At 41.9% G+C, this 18,701-nt stretch carries 12 protein-coding genes and 5 tRNA genes; 11 read left to right on the top strand and 6 right to left on the bottom strand.

Annotation, left to right across the window (positions count from 1 at the left end; all coding sequences use genetic code 11):
- Positions 1 to 7: 7 nt before the first annotated feature.
- The 5 genes from FGL37_RS03230 to FGL37_RS03210 all read right to left on the bottom strand — a co-directional run bounded on the left by FGL37_RS03230 (position 8) and on the right by FGL37_RS03210 (position 9,478).
- The gene (locus FGL37_RS03230; RefSeq protein ID WP_028072647.1) at positions 8 to 2,416 is read right to left on the bottom strand and encodes an ABC transporter permease; all 2,409 of its coding nucleotides are present in this window, start codon (positions 2,414 to 2,416) and stop codon (positions 8 to 10) included.
- A gap of 38 nt (positions 2,417 to 2,454) precedes the next feature.
- Complete coding sequence (locus FGL37_RS03225) at positions 2,455 to 4,875, bottom strand: ABC transporter permease (RefSeq protein ID WP_028072648.1); 2,421 nt, start codon at positions 4,873 to 4,875, stop codon at positions 2,455 to 2,457.
- Between the two features lie 41 nt (positions 4,876 to 4,916).
- Positions 4,917 to 7,334 (bottom strand): ABC transporter permease, encoded by a 2,418-nt coding sequence (locus tag FGL37_RS03220; protein WP_028072649.1) that lies wholly within the window; start codon positions 7,332 to 7,334, stop codon positions 4,917 to 4,919.
- Between the two features lie 71 nt (positions 7,335 to 7,405).
- Positions 7,406 to 8,086, bottom strand: a complete 681-nt coding sequence (locus FGL37_RS03215; protein ID WP_028072650.1) for an ABC transporter ATP-binding protein — start codon at positions 8,084 to 8,086, stop codon at positions 7,406 to 7,408.
- A 141-nt stretch (positions 8,087 to 8,227) separates the two neighbouring features.
- A complete protein-coding gene (locus FGL37_RS03210) occupies positions 8,228 to 9,478 on the bottom strand; it encodes an efflux RND transporter periplasmic adaptor subunit (RefSeq protein ID WP_028072651.1) in 1,251 nt (416 codons plus the stop codon).
- Positions 9,479 to 10,170: 692 nt separating this feature from the next.
- Here FGL37_RS03210 and FGL37_RS03205 point away from each other — a divergent pair.
- From FGL37_RS03205 to FGL37_RS25480, 4 genes are all read left to right on the top strand, one after another.
- Positions 10,171 to 11,553: a TolC family protein gene (locus FGL37_RS03205; RefSeq protein ID WP_160169564.1), complete on the top strand. Its 1,383-nt coding sequence runs from the start codon at positions 10,171 to 10,173 to the stop codon at positions 11,551 to 11,553.
- A gap of 31 nt (positions 11,554 to 11,584) precedes the next feature.
- Positions 11,585 to 12,946 carry a sigma-54-dependent transcriptional regulator gene (locus tag FGL37_RS03200; RefSeq protein WP_028072652.1) on the top strand — a complete coding sequence of 454 codons (1,362 nt, stop codon included), beginning with the start codon at positions 11,585 to 11,587 and terminating at the stop codon, positions 12,944 to 12,946.
- A 3-nt stretch (positions 12,947 to 12,949) separates the two neighbouring features.
- Entirely contained in the window at positions 12,950 to 14,269 is a 1,320-nt protein-coding gene (locus tag FGL37_RS03195; protein WP_028072653.1) for a sensor histidine kinase, read from the top strand.
- Between the two features lie 225 nt (positions 14,270 to 14,494).
- Complete coding sequence (locus FGL37_RS25480) at positions 14,495 to 14,929, top strand: hypothetical protein (protein WP_232048622.1); 435 nt, start codon at positions 14,495 to 14,497, stop codon at positions 14,927 to 14,929.
- A gap of 112 nt (positions 14,930 to 15,041) precedes the next feature.
- Here the strand turns inward: FGL37_RS25480 and FGL37_RS03185 are convergent, their stop codons facing one another.
- Positions 15,042 to 16,205 (bottom strand): BamA/TamA family outer membrane protein, encoded by a 1,164-nt coding sequence (locus FGL37_RS03185; RefSeq protein WP_028072655.1) that lies wholly within the window; start codon positions 16,203 to 16,205, stop codon positions 15,042 to 15,044.
- Positions 16,206 to 16,528: 323 nt separating this feature from the next.
- Here FGL37_RS03185 and FGL37_RS03180 point away from each other — a divergent pair.
- From FGL37_RS03180 to secE, 7 genes are all read left to right on the top strand, one after another.
- A tRNA-Thr gene (locus tag FGL37_RS03180) sits at positions 16,529 to 16,604 on the top strand.
- 23 nt (positions 16,605 to 16,627) lie between these two features.
- A tRNA-Tyr gene (locus FGL37_RS03175) sits at positions 16,628 to 16,708 on the top strand.
- 48 nt (positions 16,709 to 16,756) lie between these two features.
- Positions 16,757 to 16,829 (top strand) — tRNA-Gly (locus tag FGL37_RS03170).
- A 95-nt stretch (positions 16,830 to 16,924) separates the two neighbouring features.
- Positions 16,925 to 16,996, top strand: a tRNA-Thr gene (locus FGL37_RS03165).
- A gap of 70 nt (positions 16,997 to 17,066) precedes the next feature.
- Positions 17,067 to 18,254 (top strand): elongation factor Tu, encoded by a 1,188-nt coding sequence (tuf, locus tag FGL37_RS03160; RefSeq protein ID WP_028072656.1) that lies wholly within the window; start codon positions 17,067 to 17,069, stop codon positions 18,252 to 18,254.
- A gap of 159 nt (positions 18,255 to 18,413) precedes the next feature.
- A tRNA-Trp gene (locus FGL37_RS03155) sits at positions 18,414 to 18,484 on the top strand.
- A gap of 22 nt (positions 18,485 to 18,506) precedes the next feature.
- Positions 18,507 to 18,701, top strand: coding sequence for a preprotein translocase subunit SecE (gene secE, locus FGL37_RS03150; protein WP_028072657.1), 195 nt, complete (start codon positions 18,507 to 18,509; stop codon positions 18,699 to 18,701).

Below are 18,701 nucleotides of genomic sequence, written 5' to 3'. Positions count from 1 at the left end.
CCTTTATTTATTCATCTCTCAAACTATTTATCGGATTTGCTTTTGCGGCGGAAACACTTTTTGTTGATAGGACAAAACTTGCGAAAGCGATCAGCCCAAGAGCCGACAGTCCAAATGTCCATGGACTTATGGTTGTGCGGTAAGCGAAATCATTTAGCCAGCTATGCATGAAATAATATGCGATCGGAAACCCGATCAAGCAGGCAATGGCTACTAGCGAGAGCAGGTTTTTAAGTAGTAAAAAGGTGATTTGTGCGACAGAGGCTCCCAGGACTTTGCGTATGCCAATTTCTTTTGTTCTTTGGTTTGCGGTGAAAGTCGTAAGACCAAATAATCCCAGAGATGCGATTAAGATCGAAAGCCCCAATGCCCAAGACAGGAGTTTGGATAGCTGCTTCTCCTGATTGTAGAACTTTTGAATTATTTCATCGACAAACCGGAGGTCAAGCTCATCGTCAGGAAATAACACTTTGTAGTTTGCCGATATTTTATCGATGGCGTTTTTCCAATTTTCCGGGTGTTGCTCGTCCAGGGCAATATGAAGTACATAACCTTGTTTATTGCCGATATATAAAACCGGTTTTACCCCCTGGCGCGCGGATGCGAGGTCAAAATCCTCCATAACACCGACGATGGTATTCTGACCGTTCTCAAATGTTTTTCCGATGGCATCTTGTGGGTTTTGAATCTGTAATAATGCTAGTCCTTTTCGATTGATCAGAACTTCATTGGTTGAGTCGCGCAGCTGAATATTTTTACCTGCCACAAGTGGTATTTTATAAACCTTTAGGTAGTCTTCGTCACCAGAACGGCTATCAAATGTCAGTGGTTCCTTTTCTGCAGACTGATCGAAGCTCATGGAAGTTGTCATAAATCCATTCATGGCTGGGGCGATATTACCAAAGCTGACGGCTTTCACTTCAGGGAGCTTTCGAAGCTCATTTTTTAGCGCCACCCCTTTATCAGAATTTTGGAATGCTCCGGGAATGTAGATATTAAGAACAGCGTTCCGTTCAAAGCCCATATCTCTATGGGATACATAATCTATCTGCTGAATCACGACCAGCACACAGATCAGAAAGGATTGAGCCATGACAAATTGAAAGACGGTCAGCACTTTGCGGATCCATGCACTACGGGATAGTTTGGTGTTTTTGGCCAATTGGTTTTTGAGCGCTAAGGCAGGAGCATATCCTGTCAGCACTCCTGCTGGATAGAAGCCTGCCAGCAGGGTTACGACAAAAAGCTGAGCCAGCAAAAATAGAACGATAACTTTTTTGTCCAGCAATTCCAGACTTAAATTTTCTGGTATAAATCCTTCAAAAACCTGTAGGAACAATGGCAGTAAAACAACGGCCAAAATGGTCGCGACCAAGGTAATTAAAAATGTTTCACATAAAAATTGCTTAACCAATGTCGATTTTGGGCTTCCGAGCGTTTTACGTATTCCGATTTCTTTGGCCCTTTCGATAGACTGCGCTGTGGATAAATTCACGAAATTGACAGCACCTAATGCTAAGAGAAAGAAAGCCAATAGGACCAGATTGCGAAGTGTTTCGGGTTTGGTCGCTTCATAATTAAAAGCTGTGTTGAAATGTACGTCAGCCAATGGCTGTAATTCTAACTTATCCGTATTTTTCTCGCCGATTTTATATTTGTGCTTTTTAAGTAGCCTATTGATGTTGTTTTCTACTGCATGAGCTGAGGTGCCGGGCTTTGTTTTTATCAGAACCTGGTGGGCATCGGATATGCTGTTCCAGGCTTCCCAATTAAACATTTGCTTTAGGTTATGATCTTGGGCAATTGTGGCAACTGAAATAAAGCTGTCAAAACTGAAGTCAGAGTTATGTCTGGCTGTTTCGATTATTCCGACAACCCGCAATGGTATGCTGTCTGCATAAACTATTGTTCTACCTAGTGCATCCAGCGGCGGGAGACTGCCATAGAATCTCTCCATCGTTTTTCTTGTCAATACGATGGTTCCTGGTTTGTTCAGTTGCTCTGCATCTCCAGACAGCCACTTATTAGGGAAAATGTTAAAATATTGGCTGCTAACGAAAGTAATACGTTTTTCTTTCGGAAATGTCTGATACTTGTCCGTTGCCGATGCGACTTTCAGTTTCGAAATAGGGCTGCGGTAGATCGGAACAACGGCTTCCAGATTTGGCAGTTCGTCCTCCATAGTTCTTACGAGAGGAACGAATACGCCCGCGTTTTTAAAATCCCCATTATTGACGACCCGATAGATCTGATCGCGGTCTGGTACATGGCGATCAAAACTATAATCATACTGAATCATTAAAAAAATCACCAATGTCGCTGTAATACCAATCCCTAGGCTCAGCACATTGATAAACGTGATCAACTTATGTTTTTTCAAAAAGCGATAAGCTGTCTTTAATGAAATGCTAACCATTGCTGTGTATCTTTAATTTCTTAAAAAAGTTGTTAAACTCATTCATCTCGTAAGCTATTTACCGGATTTGCATTTGCAGCTTTAAAGGTCTGAAAGCTCACCGTAATTAAGGCAATCACAACTGCAGCGAAACCTGCAAAAGCAAACATCCACCATTTGGGCTGTATATGATAAGCGAAGTTATCCAGCCATTTATTCATGGCGATCCAGGATAAAGGTGTTGCAATGCATAGTGCTACAACCAATAATCTGATAAAATCTGAAGTAAGGAGTAGCACCAGATTATAGATGGATGCTCCCAGCACTTTTCGGACACCAATTTCTTTCGTCCGCTGTTGGGCTGTATAGGTCACCAGCCCTAGCAGTCCTAAGCAGGCGATGAACAGAGCAAATCCAGAAAATGCGGAAAAAAGCCGCCTGAAATTGAAATCCGCCTCATACTGCCGGTTAAAACTTTCATCCAAAAAACTATATAAGAAGGGGCGGTGCGGAACAAGTTCAGTCCACAATTTACCTATCCGTTCAATTGTTTCCGACTGATTTGCACGTCCTATTTGGAGGGTGAGATATCGGCTGCTGCTGGGCTCGAGCCGTAAGGCCAGCGGCTCAATTTTACGGTGTAAAGAAAGGTAGTTGAAGTCTTTTACGACGCCAATAACCGTTCCTTCTTTTCCCCACTGCCGAAATTGCTTGCCGATAATATCCTGAGGATTTTTATAACCCCAGAGTTTGGCTGCGGCTTCATTGATCACAAGAGAATGCGCAGTATCTGCCGGGAAATCTCTTGAATATGCTCTTCCCGCCGCCATTTTTACACCGATATTTGGAATAAAGTCGACATCTACTTCATAAAGAAAAGGGGCAAATGAGGTCATTGTACCATCTTCGGAAATGATTTCCGTCCCTGCATTAGGAAGAAACGTCCCGGGGACCGTACGTGAGGCGGTCACCGATAGTATGTCTTTATCTTTGGCAAACATTGATTTGATGGCTTCGAGGTTGTTATTGACCTTTTCGTCAAAATTATAATCAATTACAAGCCGTTGTTCTTTTTGGAATCCCAGATCCTGCTGTTGCAGTTGATTTAGTTGGGAGAAGACGATTACTGTTCCGGCAATCAATGCAATGGAAAGGCAAAATTGGAAAACAACTAATCCTCTGCGTACCAAGGCGCCCCCTTTACTGTTACCAAAGGTTCCCTTGAGCACCTTTATAGGGTTAAAGCTGGCGAGGACCAAAGCTGGGTAACTTGCCGCTAAAATCCCTGTGAACATTGTTGTCAGTATGAATATTGACCAGGTGGTGCTGTTCTGTAAGGCTGAATAGTTGATTTGTTTACCTGAGAATGCACCTAAAAATGGGAGGCAGGCCAGAACGATTACTATTGCCAACATTCCGCTTATCAGCACAAGTGTAAGGGATTCGGACATGAACTGGAAGATCAGGCTGCTTCTGCTAGCTCCGACGTACTTTCGGACACCGACCTCTTTCGCCCTTTCCATTGACCTTGAAGTGGCTAGGTTCATAAAATTGACGCAGGCGATGAGCAGGATAAATCCGGCAATGATCCCAAATATATATAAGTTTTGATAACTGCCAGTGGTGCCGGGCTGCCGGTCTGCCGCTGAATGCATATAAGCACTAAGCAAGGGTTCGATATGGAAATTATATCTCGCATTTGTATTTCCGTCCAGCGGAAGATGACGTTGAAGAAAATCTGGAATTTTTTGATTAAACTTGCCGGCGTCAAATTGCTTCGAAGTCAGAAAATAGGTGTAAAAGTCGACATAGTCCCAACCCTCCTTTTCGAAGATGCCGGGGCGCTGCTTTCTAAAAGTACTCATGGAAAGTAGGGCATCGAAAGTGAAGTGTGAATTTGCAGGTATATCTTGCATGACGGCAGTCACTTTATATGATCCCGCATTCGCCCGGCCCGCTGCCAGCCCGCCTTCCAAAGTTTTACCGATAGGATTTTGATTTCCAAAATACTTTTTGGCTGTACTCTCCGTCAATACCACCGTATAGGGATCTTTTAAGGCTGTATGCGGATTACCTGCAAGTACTTTCCAGCTGAATACATCAAAGGCAGTAGAATCCATGAAGAATACGTTCTCTTCCTGAAACTTTTTGTTCCCCTGTCTGAGCAAGATGGAGGTCTGACCAGAAAATTGAACCACCTTTTCGATTTCAGGAAAATCGGATTCGAGTGCCTCACCAATAGGAGCGTTACCCCATATTTGTTCCTGTTCGTTTCCACTTGGATCTTTGTATTCGTGAACGATGCGGTAAATACGCTCTTTGTTGTCATGATATCTATCGTAAGATAGTTCGTTCTGTAGATATATAACAATTAATAGGCAGCAGGCTAGCCCCATTGCCAGTCCAATGATATTAATCGCCGCATATCCTTTGTTTTTAAGGATATTTCGAAATGCTATTTTTATATAATTCTGTATCATTTTGGTCTCGTCGAAGTTATCGTATAAAGCTATCAAGCTTTTTATTCATCTCGTAAACTATCTACTGGATTAGCGCGGGCTGCACTCAATGCATGATAACTCATGGCCAGAAATGCGATGCCAAGGGTTATTATTGCCGGAATTGTAAACATCCACCAGCTCAGCTCAATTCTGAAGGCAAAGTCGCTTAACCATCTGTTGACTGCCAGCCATGCGATCGGGGTGGCTATTAAAATGGATATTATAATCAACTTCATATAGTCTTTCGATAGAAGTAATATGATTCCACTAACTGTACTGCCTAGAATTTTTCGGATACCTATTTCTTTTGTGCGCTGATGGGTCGTTAATGTCACCAACCCGATCAAACCTAAACAGCTAAGAAGAATGGTGATTGAGGTAGATAAATTAATAATTCTGTATAAACGATAATCTGCTTCATAGAGTTCTTTTATATGTTGATCATAAAACTGGTAGGTAAAAGGCGCTTTGGGGTAGACCGTCTTCCAGTCTTTCTCTATCGCCGCAAAGGCTGCCGGCCATTTACGGGAATCGGTACCTAATTTGATATTAATATTTTGCAGCATAGCTTTATTCGTCGTTAACTGCATCGCTACGGGGTCCAATGTCGCATGGAAATTAAAGTTGTGGAAGTTAGCCAATACGCCGACAATGGTAGTGGGTCTGTCGTTTACCGACACATGTTTACCCACGGCCTCTTGTGGAGATTTGAAACCAAACTTTTTTATAGCCATTTCATTGACAAGTATTCCGGATGTGCTGTCGGAACGTGTAAGCGCGCGTCCTGCCAACAGCTTCATACCGAACACATCGAGATAATTTTCTTCGACATATTTAAAGGGCATGTTGACCAAGACCTCGCCGGTATCACTCTGCATGATGATATTATTCCCCCACTGGTCGTTGTTCATCGGAAGATGACCTAGCGATACATGGTCGATTTCGGGATATTTTTGCAGGAGCTGTTTCAGCAAGAAAGGACTATTTCCGGAGTCTTCTGCTTTTTTATAAGGAAGCGGGATGGTAATAACGGCTTCGTCCTGAAAGCCTGCATCGCTGTTTAGTGCATGCTTCAACTGTAAACCCATAATTATCGTTAGTACCACAAAAGCCTGAGCAATGACGAATTGACACACGATGAGTACTTTTCTCAAGGAAAGTCCGCCAAAAGATAATTTGTCCGTTCCATTTGCTTTCATCACATCGACCACATGTACCTTATTGATCAGATAAGCTGGGTAGAGACTGGTAGCGAGTGTTAAAACGGTAATAAGTAAAGCTAGAAAGATGAAAAGGGGCAGATAATCTGAGAATGTATTGATATCTACTGGAATATAGGAATAGAACGCGGCTTCAAACAATCTCACCAATGGCCAGGAGAATATCAGACTTAACACGCATGTGACAAATGTCTCTTTGATAAATGCGAGGATTAGATGTTTTGGCTGTTCGCCTAATGTCTTGCGAATGCCAATTTCCCGTGACCGGGAGGGAATCCGAGCTGTGGTTAGATTAATGTAATTGATACTGGCGAGGGTAAGCAGGAAAGCAGCGATGCCGACAAGCCCGAGTAATATCTGTTTGTCGCTGCTATTTTGAATAAACTTATTGAAATGCAAATCTGTGAGCGGAGCTAATTTATATCCCGGCGTTATATTATATTGTTTAAATTTATCGCCGACCATCTCTTTGACCTTCTTGGTCGCTGCTGCTGTTACTTGAGAAGGCCTACCGTTGTCAGCCAATTTAACGTAAACTTGGAAATTTGAGCTTGAATTCTCCCAATTATCGACCTCCTGAGGATTTGGTTTTACACGAATAAATTCTTTGTTGGTAAAGCTGCTCGGAAAGTCAAGGTCAGCCACGATACCTGTAACCGTTAGCGGTTGATCGTCATATAGGATGGTCTTCCCCAATAGCGTTTTTAGATCAGTATCGTTGAAATATTGTTTTGCTCTTGATTCCGTCAATATGATTTCATTGATATTTTTGAGTGCTGTACTGGGGTTTCCTACAAGCCATTTATAGGGAACAAGTTTAAAGTAATCGGCAGTAACAGATACTATTTTCTGCTGATCATTGAATTCCAATATATCCCGACCCGACTGTATCTTTATACTTTCAAATGATCGGTTAATAACTGGTGCAATAAGCTCTAGCCCTGTTATTTCGTTCTTTAGATAAGCACTTAGAAAAGAAGCTAAAGGGTAAGGCGTCCCATCGAAATGATGTATATTCTCCCCTTCTTTAAATGCGGAGTATAGCTTGTAGATGCGTTCTTTTTCAGGATGATGCTGATCAAAACTTATTTCGTAGTTGACAATGCGAAATACAATCCAGCATGCACTGATCCCCACAGCTAATCCGATGATATTTAGGAAGGTAAAGAGACGATTGTGCCGCCATTGTCTCCAGATTAATTTTAAACCTTTCATCATTTTTTGATGTTAAACTTGTTTAATATGCAAAGTTCTTAAACTATAAGGCCCGCTAAAATCAATTGCGTTAGCTAGCTTAAGGACGAGGTTTCCATGATCACCTGACCGTCCAGCATACGAATGACACGGTCGGCAAATTTGGCATCATGTTCACTGTGTGTTACCATTACGATGGTCGTGCCCGCCTCGTTGAGTTCAGTGAGAAGCTGCATCACCTCATTACCATTATTGGAATCGAGGTTACCTGTAGGCTCATCGGCAAGGATCAATTTAGGGTTATTTACGACCGCGCGGGCGACAGCAACGCGCTGCTGCTGACCTCCAGACAACTGTTGAGGGAAGTGATTGCGCCGGTGCATTATCTGTACTTTTTCAAGGACTTCTTCAACGCGTCTTTTGCGTTCTGCTGCAGGTACATTGGTGTAGACAAGTGGCAGTTCGACATTTTCAAACACTGTCAGTTCATCAATTAGATTAAAGCTCTGAAAGACAAAGCCGATATTGTGCTTCCGCAGGTCTGAACGACCACGTTCTTTGAATTTGGCCACTTCTATATCGTTAAACAAGTAACTGCCTTCATCCAGATCATCCAGTAGGCCGATGATATTTAATAGTGTAGATTTCCCGCAACCGGAAGGCCCCATGACGGCAACAAATTCGCCTTCTTTGACATGGATGTTCAAATTATTCAATGCGACTGTCTCTACTTCTTCAGTGCGGTAATACTTTTGAAGATTTGTTATTTTAATCATATTTTTTGTGCTCATCGTTCGTTATTTTTTGCCACAATTGCTTTAGGCAGTAATTATTCTGTTTAATATTATTTGTTTACATTGTTTATTTGTAAGAAATCTGAATTTCCGTCTTTTATCCTATGTTGAAACCTAACTTTATCATTTAATATTTAGCTCCTGCACTTTGTCGTAGGTCTCATAGCTGGATACGACCACTTTATCGCCTGGTTGTAAGCCTTTTATAACTTCGTAGTATTCGGGGTTTTGTCGTCCCAGTTGGATATCCACGCGATAAGCAGTGCTTCCGTTTTTATCCAGCTTGAATATCCAGTTGCCACCAGTTTGCTGATAGAATCCCCCTTTTGCCAATAACAGAGCTTTGGTCTCGTCGCTTAATGCAAGACGAATCTGTAAAGTCTGACCACGACGAATTCCCTTAGGAACATCATTGATGAATTCCATATCCACCTGGAATCGGCCATTGGTGACTTGGGTATATACCTTCTTGATACGTAACTTATAGGTTTTGTCACCAATGGAAAACTCGCCCTGCAAGTCCGGAAAAATGCGGTTAATATAGTGCTCGTCAATATCGGCCCGTACTTTGAATCCAGTCAGCACGTCGATTTGTCCCAACCGTTCCCCGGCGTTTTTGTTTTGTCCAATTTCTGCATCGAAGGAGGTCAATTGTCCGTCAACAGGCGCTCTAACGATAAGATCACCAATTTTTCTTTTCATCAGTTCCAATGCGCTCTGTGTACGTTGGTAGGTCTGCTTATCCTGATTGGCTTTTTGCGCATTGGAGATCTCGTCCTGTTTGAGGATCTGTTTGGTCAAATTGACCCGTTCTTTTTGATAGTTATATTCGTTCTGAGATTTTTCGAATTCCTGTGTACCAATAGCTTTTTCGGTGAGTAATTTTCTGTTTAGGTTATAGACACGTTCAGCTTCTCGATAAGCCTGTTCTACATCAGCCATCTGGTTTCGGTTGTTAATCGATGCTTGTTGTGCATTGGTCTGCGCAATTTGGGACTGTGTTAAGAGATTCAGTACTTGTGTTTCTTGTTGTACCAGGGTAAGCTCCTGATCCGTATTGGAGAGACGCATAATAGGATCACCTTTCTTTAAGATAGTACCATCTTCCACAAATTTTTCTTCTACACGGCCGCCCACAGATGCGTCGAGGTAGATGCTGCTGATTGGAAGTACTGTGCCGTTGATAGGAATGAATTCCTGAAAATTTCCATTTTTTATTTCGACGATAGAGATGCGTTCAGCTTCAACGTTGAGCTTGCTCTTGCCCGAGGTAAAATAAAAGCTGGCTCCTATTAACCCAACAATGCCCGTAATTCCTACAATGGTCATGATACGTTTGCTATTCCACTTCTTCTTTTCTAAAGGTCTGTCCATAATTTAATATCAATTTGGTATGTAACTATGAAAGCTGTGCCAATAATTTAATGTATTGATTTGTAGTCGTTTACTTTGTTTTACTTCTTGTTTGGTGTTCGATAGCGGACACTTCTTGTACGAAGACGTACAACTGTCTTTTTTTGTTATCCATTGCGGTAACTGAAACGCTTTGAACAACTATAATCACAGACTGTGCTGAGGTCTAAAGGTTTTTGATACAATTATCCTTATTGGGTTATTTCCCTGATCTTATTCGTCGTATACTATCGATCTTTTAAGATGATTACTCGGTTGGATATTAATAACATCAAGTATTTTAGGGTCATATGAAAGTCTTGGGGATAGTAATTTTTAATTACAGCAAATTAGGACCAAATAGTGATCAAGTCCTTCTTTCAAACAGTGGTTATTCAGTGCTCGTTCAGTGCTTGTTCAGTGGTTACTCAGTGCAAACTGAACAACTAGTGAATGATCACTGTCTAAAAAATGAGTGAAAATTGTTAGTAGATATAAGTTGATATGAAGATGTTTCGGTTTTTGCGGCGAACTATCGAATTGTAATTGTCCAACTACGCACACCGACTGTCCATTAATGAACATTTTTCAAAATTCATTTTTTGTATTAATTTGATATTTAATGTTTTAGTTGTTTGGCATGGCGATGGTCAGCAAGAAAATAAAACATGGATATGAAGAGAGTCTATATATATACTACGTTATGTTTTTTATTGAGTTATGGCAGCGCAAAAGCGCAACAGGCTGAGCAGGGACTATCAGAAAGAGAGACCGGGACATCGATAGTCACAACGGGCGACAATAAACAAATGACCAAACGAACTTTAGCTGAATGTATACAATTAGCTGTAAAAGCCAATCCAACCCTATTGCAGAATGAACTGGATGTGAGGCGTGCAGAGGTGAATTTAGCACAAGCTAAAGCGAATAGACTTCCCGATGTAAATGCAAGTCTACAGCATAGCCTGACATCTGGAAGATCGCAGGATAATTCTACCCTTCAATATATTTCATCCAACAATTCGACAGGGAATTTTTCCTTGGGTGCAAGTCTTCCACTATTTAGAGGGTTTCGTCTATTTAACGAAATTCGGATGCGTGCTGATGCAAAGACTGCCGGTAAATTGACTTTTGATACGCAGATTAATGCTTTAAAACTGGATGTTATTACTGCTTATATCCAAAGTTTGACTGCTCAGGATATATTGAGACAATCCGAAATGCAGACTGAGGTAACCCGGGAACAGGTTCGCCGGGCGGAGACGATGCATAAGGAAGGTGCCATCAACCCGGGAGACTACTTTGATTTGAAAGGACAACTGGCCAACGATGTTAATATGGTTGAGAATAACCGGCAGTTACTCTATAGTAGCCGAGTGAAACTCGCCACCTTGCTAAATATGGATGAAAATCAATTGGGAGAATTGGATAACCTAAGAATGCAGGAAAGCGGGCAACGACTGGATGCGAAACAGCTATATGAAATGGCTGTTGCTCAATTGCCCGATATGCAGGCGCTGGATTATCAGATTAAAGTGGCGGAGCGGAATATTAAGATTGCGAAATCATATTATTATCCATCGTTGAGTTTGAGCGCTGGTTTAGGCTCCAATTATTCTAAATTGGGGATTCAAGGGACGTATTGGTCACAAATGCGTAATAACGTCGGAAAGTCTATTTCTTTAAATCTCTCTGTTCCTATTTTTAATCATTTACAGGTTTACAACAACGTCCGTTTAGCGAAGTTAGATCTACAAGCAGCTAAGTATCAAAAAGAGATTCAGGCAAATATTTTACGGTCTGCCACATCCAATGCTGTTTTTAATTTGCAGAACGCCAGTAACATGATTACACAATTACGTAGTCAAAATGAAAATTATGCGGAATCTTTCCGCATAGCTAAAGTCGTATTCGAACTGGGAAACAGTAATTCTGTTATCTTTCTTACGGCCAAAAATAAATACGACAGTAGTCAGATTCAATTGCTTGTGAAGCAATATGAATGGCTGCTGCAAAAATATATCAACGATTATTACGCAGGCTCGTTAAATTTATAGTTATCTTAGTGTCTGAAAGAAGCCAGGGAGTATGAAAAAAGCATCTATTTTAGTAGTCGACGACGATCAAGATTTATTAACGGCAGCGAGAATTCTGCTCAAACCCAAAGTTAGTCATGTCCAGGTGGAAACTAATCCGGAAAATCTGATCGGACATCTGGACAAAATGCCTTATGACCTCGTGCTTCTGGATATGAACTTCAAGAGCACCATCAATACAGGAAATGAAGGCTTGTATTGGTTATCACGGATTAAAGAAAAATTTCCCCATGTTCATGTGATTATGATCACTGCTTATGGCGCCGTGGATCTAGCTGTTAAGTCCCTAAAGCAGGGCGCAGCTGATTTTGTTGTCAAGCCATGGGAGAATGAGCAGCTATTGAACACAATTGAAAGTACGCTCGCCGAGTCAAAAAATAAAGAGAAGAAAAATAAAAGCTCACTACTAAGATCTAGCAATAGCCCTGATCTTATTGGCAATTCGCCGGTGATGGATGAATTGCAGTATAAGTTGGAGAAGATTGCACCTACAGATGCGAATATTCTCATTCTGGGCGAAAATGGTACTGGTAAGGACCTGATTGCTCAGGCCATCCAGCGCAGGTCACTGCGTGCAGATCGTGTTTACGTAAAGGTCGATGTGGGGGCATTGACAGAAACGTTGTTTGAGAGTGAACTTTTTGGCTATAAGAAAGGAGCGTTTACAGATGCCCGCGAGGACCGTCAGGGCAGGTTTGAAGCAGCAAACGGCGGGACGTTATTTCTCGATGAAATCGGAAATATATCTCTACAGCAACAAGCTAAGCTACTGACTGTGCTTCAAAATCGCCAGGTCACACCGCTAGGTTCTTACCAGGCTATTCCTGTCGATATACGTTTGATCTCGGCAACAAATGTTCCTCTCAAGCAACTGGCTGATGAAAGCCGGTTTCGAAAAGATCTGATCTATCGCATCAATACAGTGGAGATCCAGGTGCCGCCCTTGCGGGAGAGGGGAGAAGATATCAAGGTGCTGGCGGCATATTTTTTGGATATCTATGCAAAAAAATACAATAAAAGAATTGAAGGTTTTGAGCCGGATGCCATAAAAAAGATGTTTGCTTATCATTTTCCGGGCAATGTGCGTGAGCTTCAATACAGTATAGAGCGGGCGGTGATCATGGCTGACCAGATCAGCATTGCTGGTAATGACTTGTTTTTTTCTCCCATTGAGCAGCAGGCCGAAATGCCTGTTGCTGCAACCATGCCCGGTAGTCAAAATCTGGAAGAGCTGGAACGCAAAGCAATCAAGTCGGCCATCGAACGATACAATGGAAATATCAGCAAAGCCGCCAAAGAGCTGGGACTTACCCGTGCCGCACTCTACAGACGTCTGGAAAAATATGATATCTAGTCTATGAGTCGGGGTAAACTATTCAATGCCATGAAGATTGTTCTGCTTCTGGCCGCTTCGGTTGCGGTAGCTTACTTGGGCATCAAGCGAGAATATGTGCAAGCATCCCTGATTTTTTGTATCATGCTTTATCTTGGTTTTAGTCTGTATGCGCAGTATAATTTTTTGGTTCGTCAACTTGTCGAGTTTTCAGAAGCAGTCAAATACCGTGATTTCACACGGAGGTTTCTGGTAAAAAATCCGAAGTCTGTTGAAGGACAGCTTTTCTTTGCATTTAATCAGATCAATGAAACGTATAAGGAGATTAGTATCAAACAGGAGATACAACATCAATACCTTGACCGTGTGATCAATATGTTGAACTCAGCCATTATATTCTATGAAATTGGCACAGGCAAAGTGATGTGGGTAAACGACGCTTTTAAGCAGCTTTTTCATTTGCCGCACCTTGGAAATATAGCAGGGCTAAAGAAAAAAAATCAGGATCTATACGAGAAAACAATGCAGCTCGACCATGGGCAGCAACAGATGGAATCCATTCAGTCCAGCAAAGGAAAAATTAAGCTCCTGATTCAAAGTTCAAGTTTTGAGACACAAGATGCAGTTTTCCGCATCGTGGTTTATCAGAATATCAATGAAGCTATCGACGAGACGGAAACAAAGGCCTGGCATAAATTGCTGCGTGTACTTACGCACGAAATCATGAACTCCATTGCTCCGATCAGTTCATTGGCCGAAACACTCAACGGCCGTCTGGACCATTTTAGAGGACAGGAAGATATCGAAGACCTGAAAACAGGCATATCCACAATCAAGCGCCGGAGTGAAGGTTTGCTTCATTTTGCAAAGAGCTATCGTATGATCAATAAAGTTGATCAGCCACAGGTAGCGCCAATTCAGGTATCCCAGCTATTTGAACATATTTATCAGCTGCTGGAGCCTACGCTCATCCAGAGGAATATAGACGTGGACATCATTTTAAAAAACACCCGTCTTGTGCTGTATGCCGACGTAAATCTCATCGAGCAGGTTATTATCAATATGATGCTGAATGCCATCGATGCAGTCAAGTCAAAAGCGGCGGGATATATCAGCCTGTCGGCACTGGAAATTGATGGCAGGATACAGATCAGGATTGAAGATAATGGGGCCGGAATCCCAGCGGATCTGCAGGAACAGATATTCACACCTTTCTTTACCACAAAGAAAACAGGGACAGGGGTCGGACTCACCCTGAGCAAACAAATTATGCTGCTCCACAAAGGAACGATTTTCCTCAATAGTGTGGAGGGAGCAGGGAGTGTGTTTATCCTGCAATTTTAGATTACTATGTTCCATGTGAAATAACAACGCGATCTGCTATTGTTACTGGTTCTGAAGAGGACTAGAAGCGAACTTTTGTACCGAAAGAATTTAATTGTATTTAACCTTAAATTTCTCGATGTTTGCAGCGCAATGAAATACCATCTGAAGTATTGGCTACATTATCTTTTATCTCACAGTCGTCATGGGACACATTCCCCATTCGTATACAAACTGGTAGATGAAGTGATCTACCAAGACGAGCCGCCGGAGGCGTATTTGCAACTGCCTGCCGGGGTCAAATGCTGGCGTAAAGTAGAGCGAAAAAAGTATCTTTTGATCAGCCGCCTGTTAAAAGCCTTTGCTTATGATCAGTTCGCGCTAATGGTTGATGAGGATGCAGTAGATTACCGGGATTTGTTTGAAAGACAATGTGGAAACTATTCGTTCCGCAACATCTCTTACATAGACCAGGATAATCCGGTAACGGATTTTGTCGCAGCGGCCAGGGACCGTGATATGCTTATTGTCAATGAGCCCCATTTGAACACTGCGCGGGAGCTTTATTGGAATAAGTTAAAGGTTGACGACAGAGTCGTAGTGACGGTCGATCTCTACCATTTGGGACTCGTTTTCTTTAGAGCGGGACAACGGAAGGAAAACTTCTTCATCAGATTTTAGCTGCCTGAGAGGCTTAAAGCTTGTGGCCCTCATTTGAGAATCAAATAATTTTATTATACAATCATAATAGCCTGTCATGGTCCTAGACAGGCTTGTTAAAGATAGTGTTTAATTAAAATGCTTCACTTAAGGATAGATAGAATCCGGACTGACGTTTCTCTCCGGCTCGCCGTTCACCATAAGAATAATCAAATCGGATGCTGCTGTTATGTTCAAGGCTGAAGAAGTAGCGTAGCCCGCCACCATAACTGGGTACATAGCGGCTGCTGTTTTCTTTGGAAAAGGTGGAACCAAGCCCAGAAAAACCCACGATACCAAAGCGCGGGTGGAAGCGGTAACGTAGTTCGGCCTGCGAAGCCAAGTAATTTTTGTCGCGATAACGACCCAAATAGTAGCCCCGCATGATCATGTCGCCGCCAAGTTCACGATAGTTATAGAAAGGTACTGTTTTACCAAATGTGGAGCGGAAAATTCCCTGTACTGCTAATGTAAGTTGCCGATGCAGGGGAATGAAGCCGCGGAGGTCTATATCCAAGTTGAAACCGTTAAAATCTGCGCTGGTCCATAATTTGGGAGCATAGGCAAGACGCAATTTCGCATAATAGCCGCGGGTGCTGTAAGAGACATTGTCGCGATTATCAAATAGCTGCGAAACACCTAGGAGCAGCTGCTGTCCGCCGTTTTTCCCAATGAGTCCGGACTGATTAAATATGTAATCATTGCTATCACTGCGAATGCTAAAATCATCGAATTGAACATTGAGGCCCGAATACAGGTTTTTTCCCACTTTTTTCTCTGCTTCCAACTTGATCCGAAACAGTTTTTGCGCGATGCGCTCTTCGTCTGCTTTCCAAGTATCCATGCCGATCCCGTAATAATTGAAGGGCCAGTCGCGGTAGCGGATTTCGCTGATAAAATGATAGTCATTATTTTTTGTCCACAGATCGGTTTGAAATTTGAAGTTGGATTGGTGTTTGGAAGTAAATGTCCCCATGAGCAACATCGTGGAGGTGCGTATATGGGGGTCCGACTTGTCGAGATAAAAATTATAGGAGCTCGACAGTCCGTATTCCACACCAGTCTCCTGTGCATATCCAACAGCAGGCAAAACCATGAAACTGCCCGAACGCGTCGAATCTTTCTCTGCTGAAAGGAATTTTTTACTCAGTCTTTGAATAATATTTTGACCCTTCAAATCGCCTGCCCCAGCTATTAGCAGTGTCAACACCGCGGTATAGCGGGTCAGCTTTGAAAGTGATTGGGATAAAATTTGCATGCCCAAAGATAGTATATTAGGCAAATAACCAAAATAGGTAAATATGCAATGAAAAATTATTGTGCTGCGTATCAGTATAATTGCTGAAAAGTGTCGCTTTTTTTTGAGAAATATTTTTGTAAAGTGAGTTTTGTGTCTATCTTTGCATCAGCAAACAAGGGAACAACGGTTCATCACAACAAAGTTTGCTTAGTTCTTTAAATGAAAAAAAAGTAAAAAATAAACTTGCAAACGTCAAAAGTAAATTCGATATTTGCACTCGCTGAAAAGATAAATCGTCTGACTAGGTGTTGATAGAACGTAAGTTTTTAAAGATATTAGAAGCCTCTTTAGCTCAGCTGGTAGAGCAACTGACTTGTAATCAGTAGGTCATTGGTTCGATCCCGATAAGAGGCTCCAAGTGTAGCGAAAGCTACAGGTCTGGAGGGGTTCCAGAGCGGTCAAATGGGACGGACTGTAAATCCGTTGCTTCGGCTTCGAAGGTTCGAATCCTTCTCCCTCCACACTTTTTTTAATTGGAGTTTAGATTTACTCTAGTTTCTAGTTGTTAAGCGGAAGTAGCTCAGTTGGTAGAGCGATAGCCTTCCAAGCTATAGGTCGCGAGTTCGAACCTCGTCTTCCGCTCAAAATTTTCAAGTATTAAATTTAGTCTCTATCTTCTTTGATAATAATGTATCTAAAGGTGGGGGCATTAATACGTAAATGAGGTTTTTTAGTAAGCCGAAGTAGCTCAGGGGTAGAGCACTTCCTTGGTAAGGAAGAGGTCGTGGGTTCAAATCCCATCTTTGGCTCGTACTTGTGTAAGTTAAGCAAGAGTATATAACAAATAGAAATAATTTATAATTACTAATTCGCATAAACATGGCAAAAGAGAAATTTGACCGTAGTAAACCACACTTAAACATTGGTACTATCGGTCACGTTGACCACGGTAAAACTACAACTACAGCTGCTATCACTAAAGTATTGGCTGATAAAGGTTTGTCAGAAGCTCGTTCATTTGATTCAATTGACTCTGCTCCTGAAGAAAAAGAGCGTGGTATCACAATCAATACTGCACACGTAGAATATTCTACAGCTAACCGTCACTATGCACACGTTGACTGTCCAGGTCACGCTGACTACGTTAAAAACATGGTAACTGGTGCTGCTCAGATGGACGGTGCTATCATCGTAGTTGCTGCGACTGATGGTCCTATGCCTCAAACTCGCGAGCACATCTTGTTGGCTCGTCAGGTAGGTGTTCCTGCGTTAGTAGTATTCATGAACAAAACTGACTTAGTTGATGACCCTGAGTTGTTAGACTTAGTTGAAATGGAAGTTCGTGAGTTGTTATCATTCTACGAATTCCCTGGTGATGACATTCCTGTAATCAAAGGTTCTGCTTTAGGTGCATTGAACGGTGAGCCTGAGTGGGTTGATAAAATCATGGAATTGATGGATGCTGTTGATAACTACATTCCAATTCCTCCACGTTTGACTGATTTACCTTTCTTGATGCCAATCGAGGACGTTTTCTCAATCACAGGTCGTGGTACAGTTGCTACAGGTCGTATCGAAAGAGGTGTAATCAACTCTGGTGATCCAGTTGAGATCTTAGGTATGGGTGCTGAGAACTTGAAATCTACTGTAACAGGTGTTGAGATGTTCCGTAAAATCTTAGATTACGGTGAAGCTGGTGATAACGTAGGTCTATTATTACGTGGTATCGAGAAAACTGATATCAAACGTGGTATGGTTATCTGTAAACCAGGTTCAGTAACTCCTCACACAGATTTCAAAGCTGAGGTTTATGTATTGTCAAAAGCTGAAGGTGGTCGTCACACTCCTTTCTTCAACAAATACCGTCCTCAGTTCTATTTCCGTACAACTGACGTAACTGGTGAGATCTCTTTACCAGAAGGTACTGAGATGGTTATGCCAGGTGATAACGTTACAATCACTGTTAAGTTGATCAACGCTATCGCGATGGAAAAAGGTCTACGTTTCGCTATCCGTGAAGGTGGTCGTACAGTAGGTGCTGGTCAGGTAACTGAAATCTTAGCGTAATCTATCGATTATTCTAAATACAAAATAAGCTAATCGACTGTGGTTGATTAGCTTATTTTTTTCAACGAAATTTTTGTTGATTTTTAATAAAAAAAAGATAAAAAAAAGTTGTGTTAGATAGTTTAAAACACTATATTTGCAACACAAAATAAGAAATACACGGGCATAGTTTAAAGGTAGAACGAAGGTCTCCAAAACCTTTGGTCTGGGTTCGAGTCCTGGTGCCCGTGCTTAATAAACAGATAAACTAAAATGGCAAAAGTACTTGATTTTTTTAAAGACTCTTATGTAGAGATCACTGAGAAAGTGACTTGGCCTACATGGTCACAGTTGCAAAGCTCAGCTGTTATTGTGCTTGTTGCGTCTCTTCTTATTGCATTGGTTGTCTTTGTGATGGATAAAGCATCGAGTGTAGGGTTAGAGTTCTTGTACGGTATTGCTTCTTAA

The organism is Sphingobacterium thalpophilum, from assembly GCF_901482695.1.
Lineage (GTDB): Bacteria > Bacteroidota > Bacteroidia > Sphingobacteriales > Sphingobacteriaceae > Sphingobacterium > Sphingobacterium thalpophilum.
The sequence above is the reverse complement of the archived record's forward strand: the minus strand, read 5'-3'. Positions and strand labels throughout refer to the sequence as shown.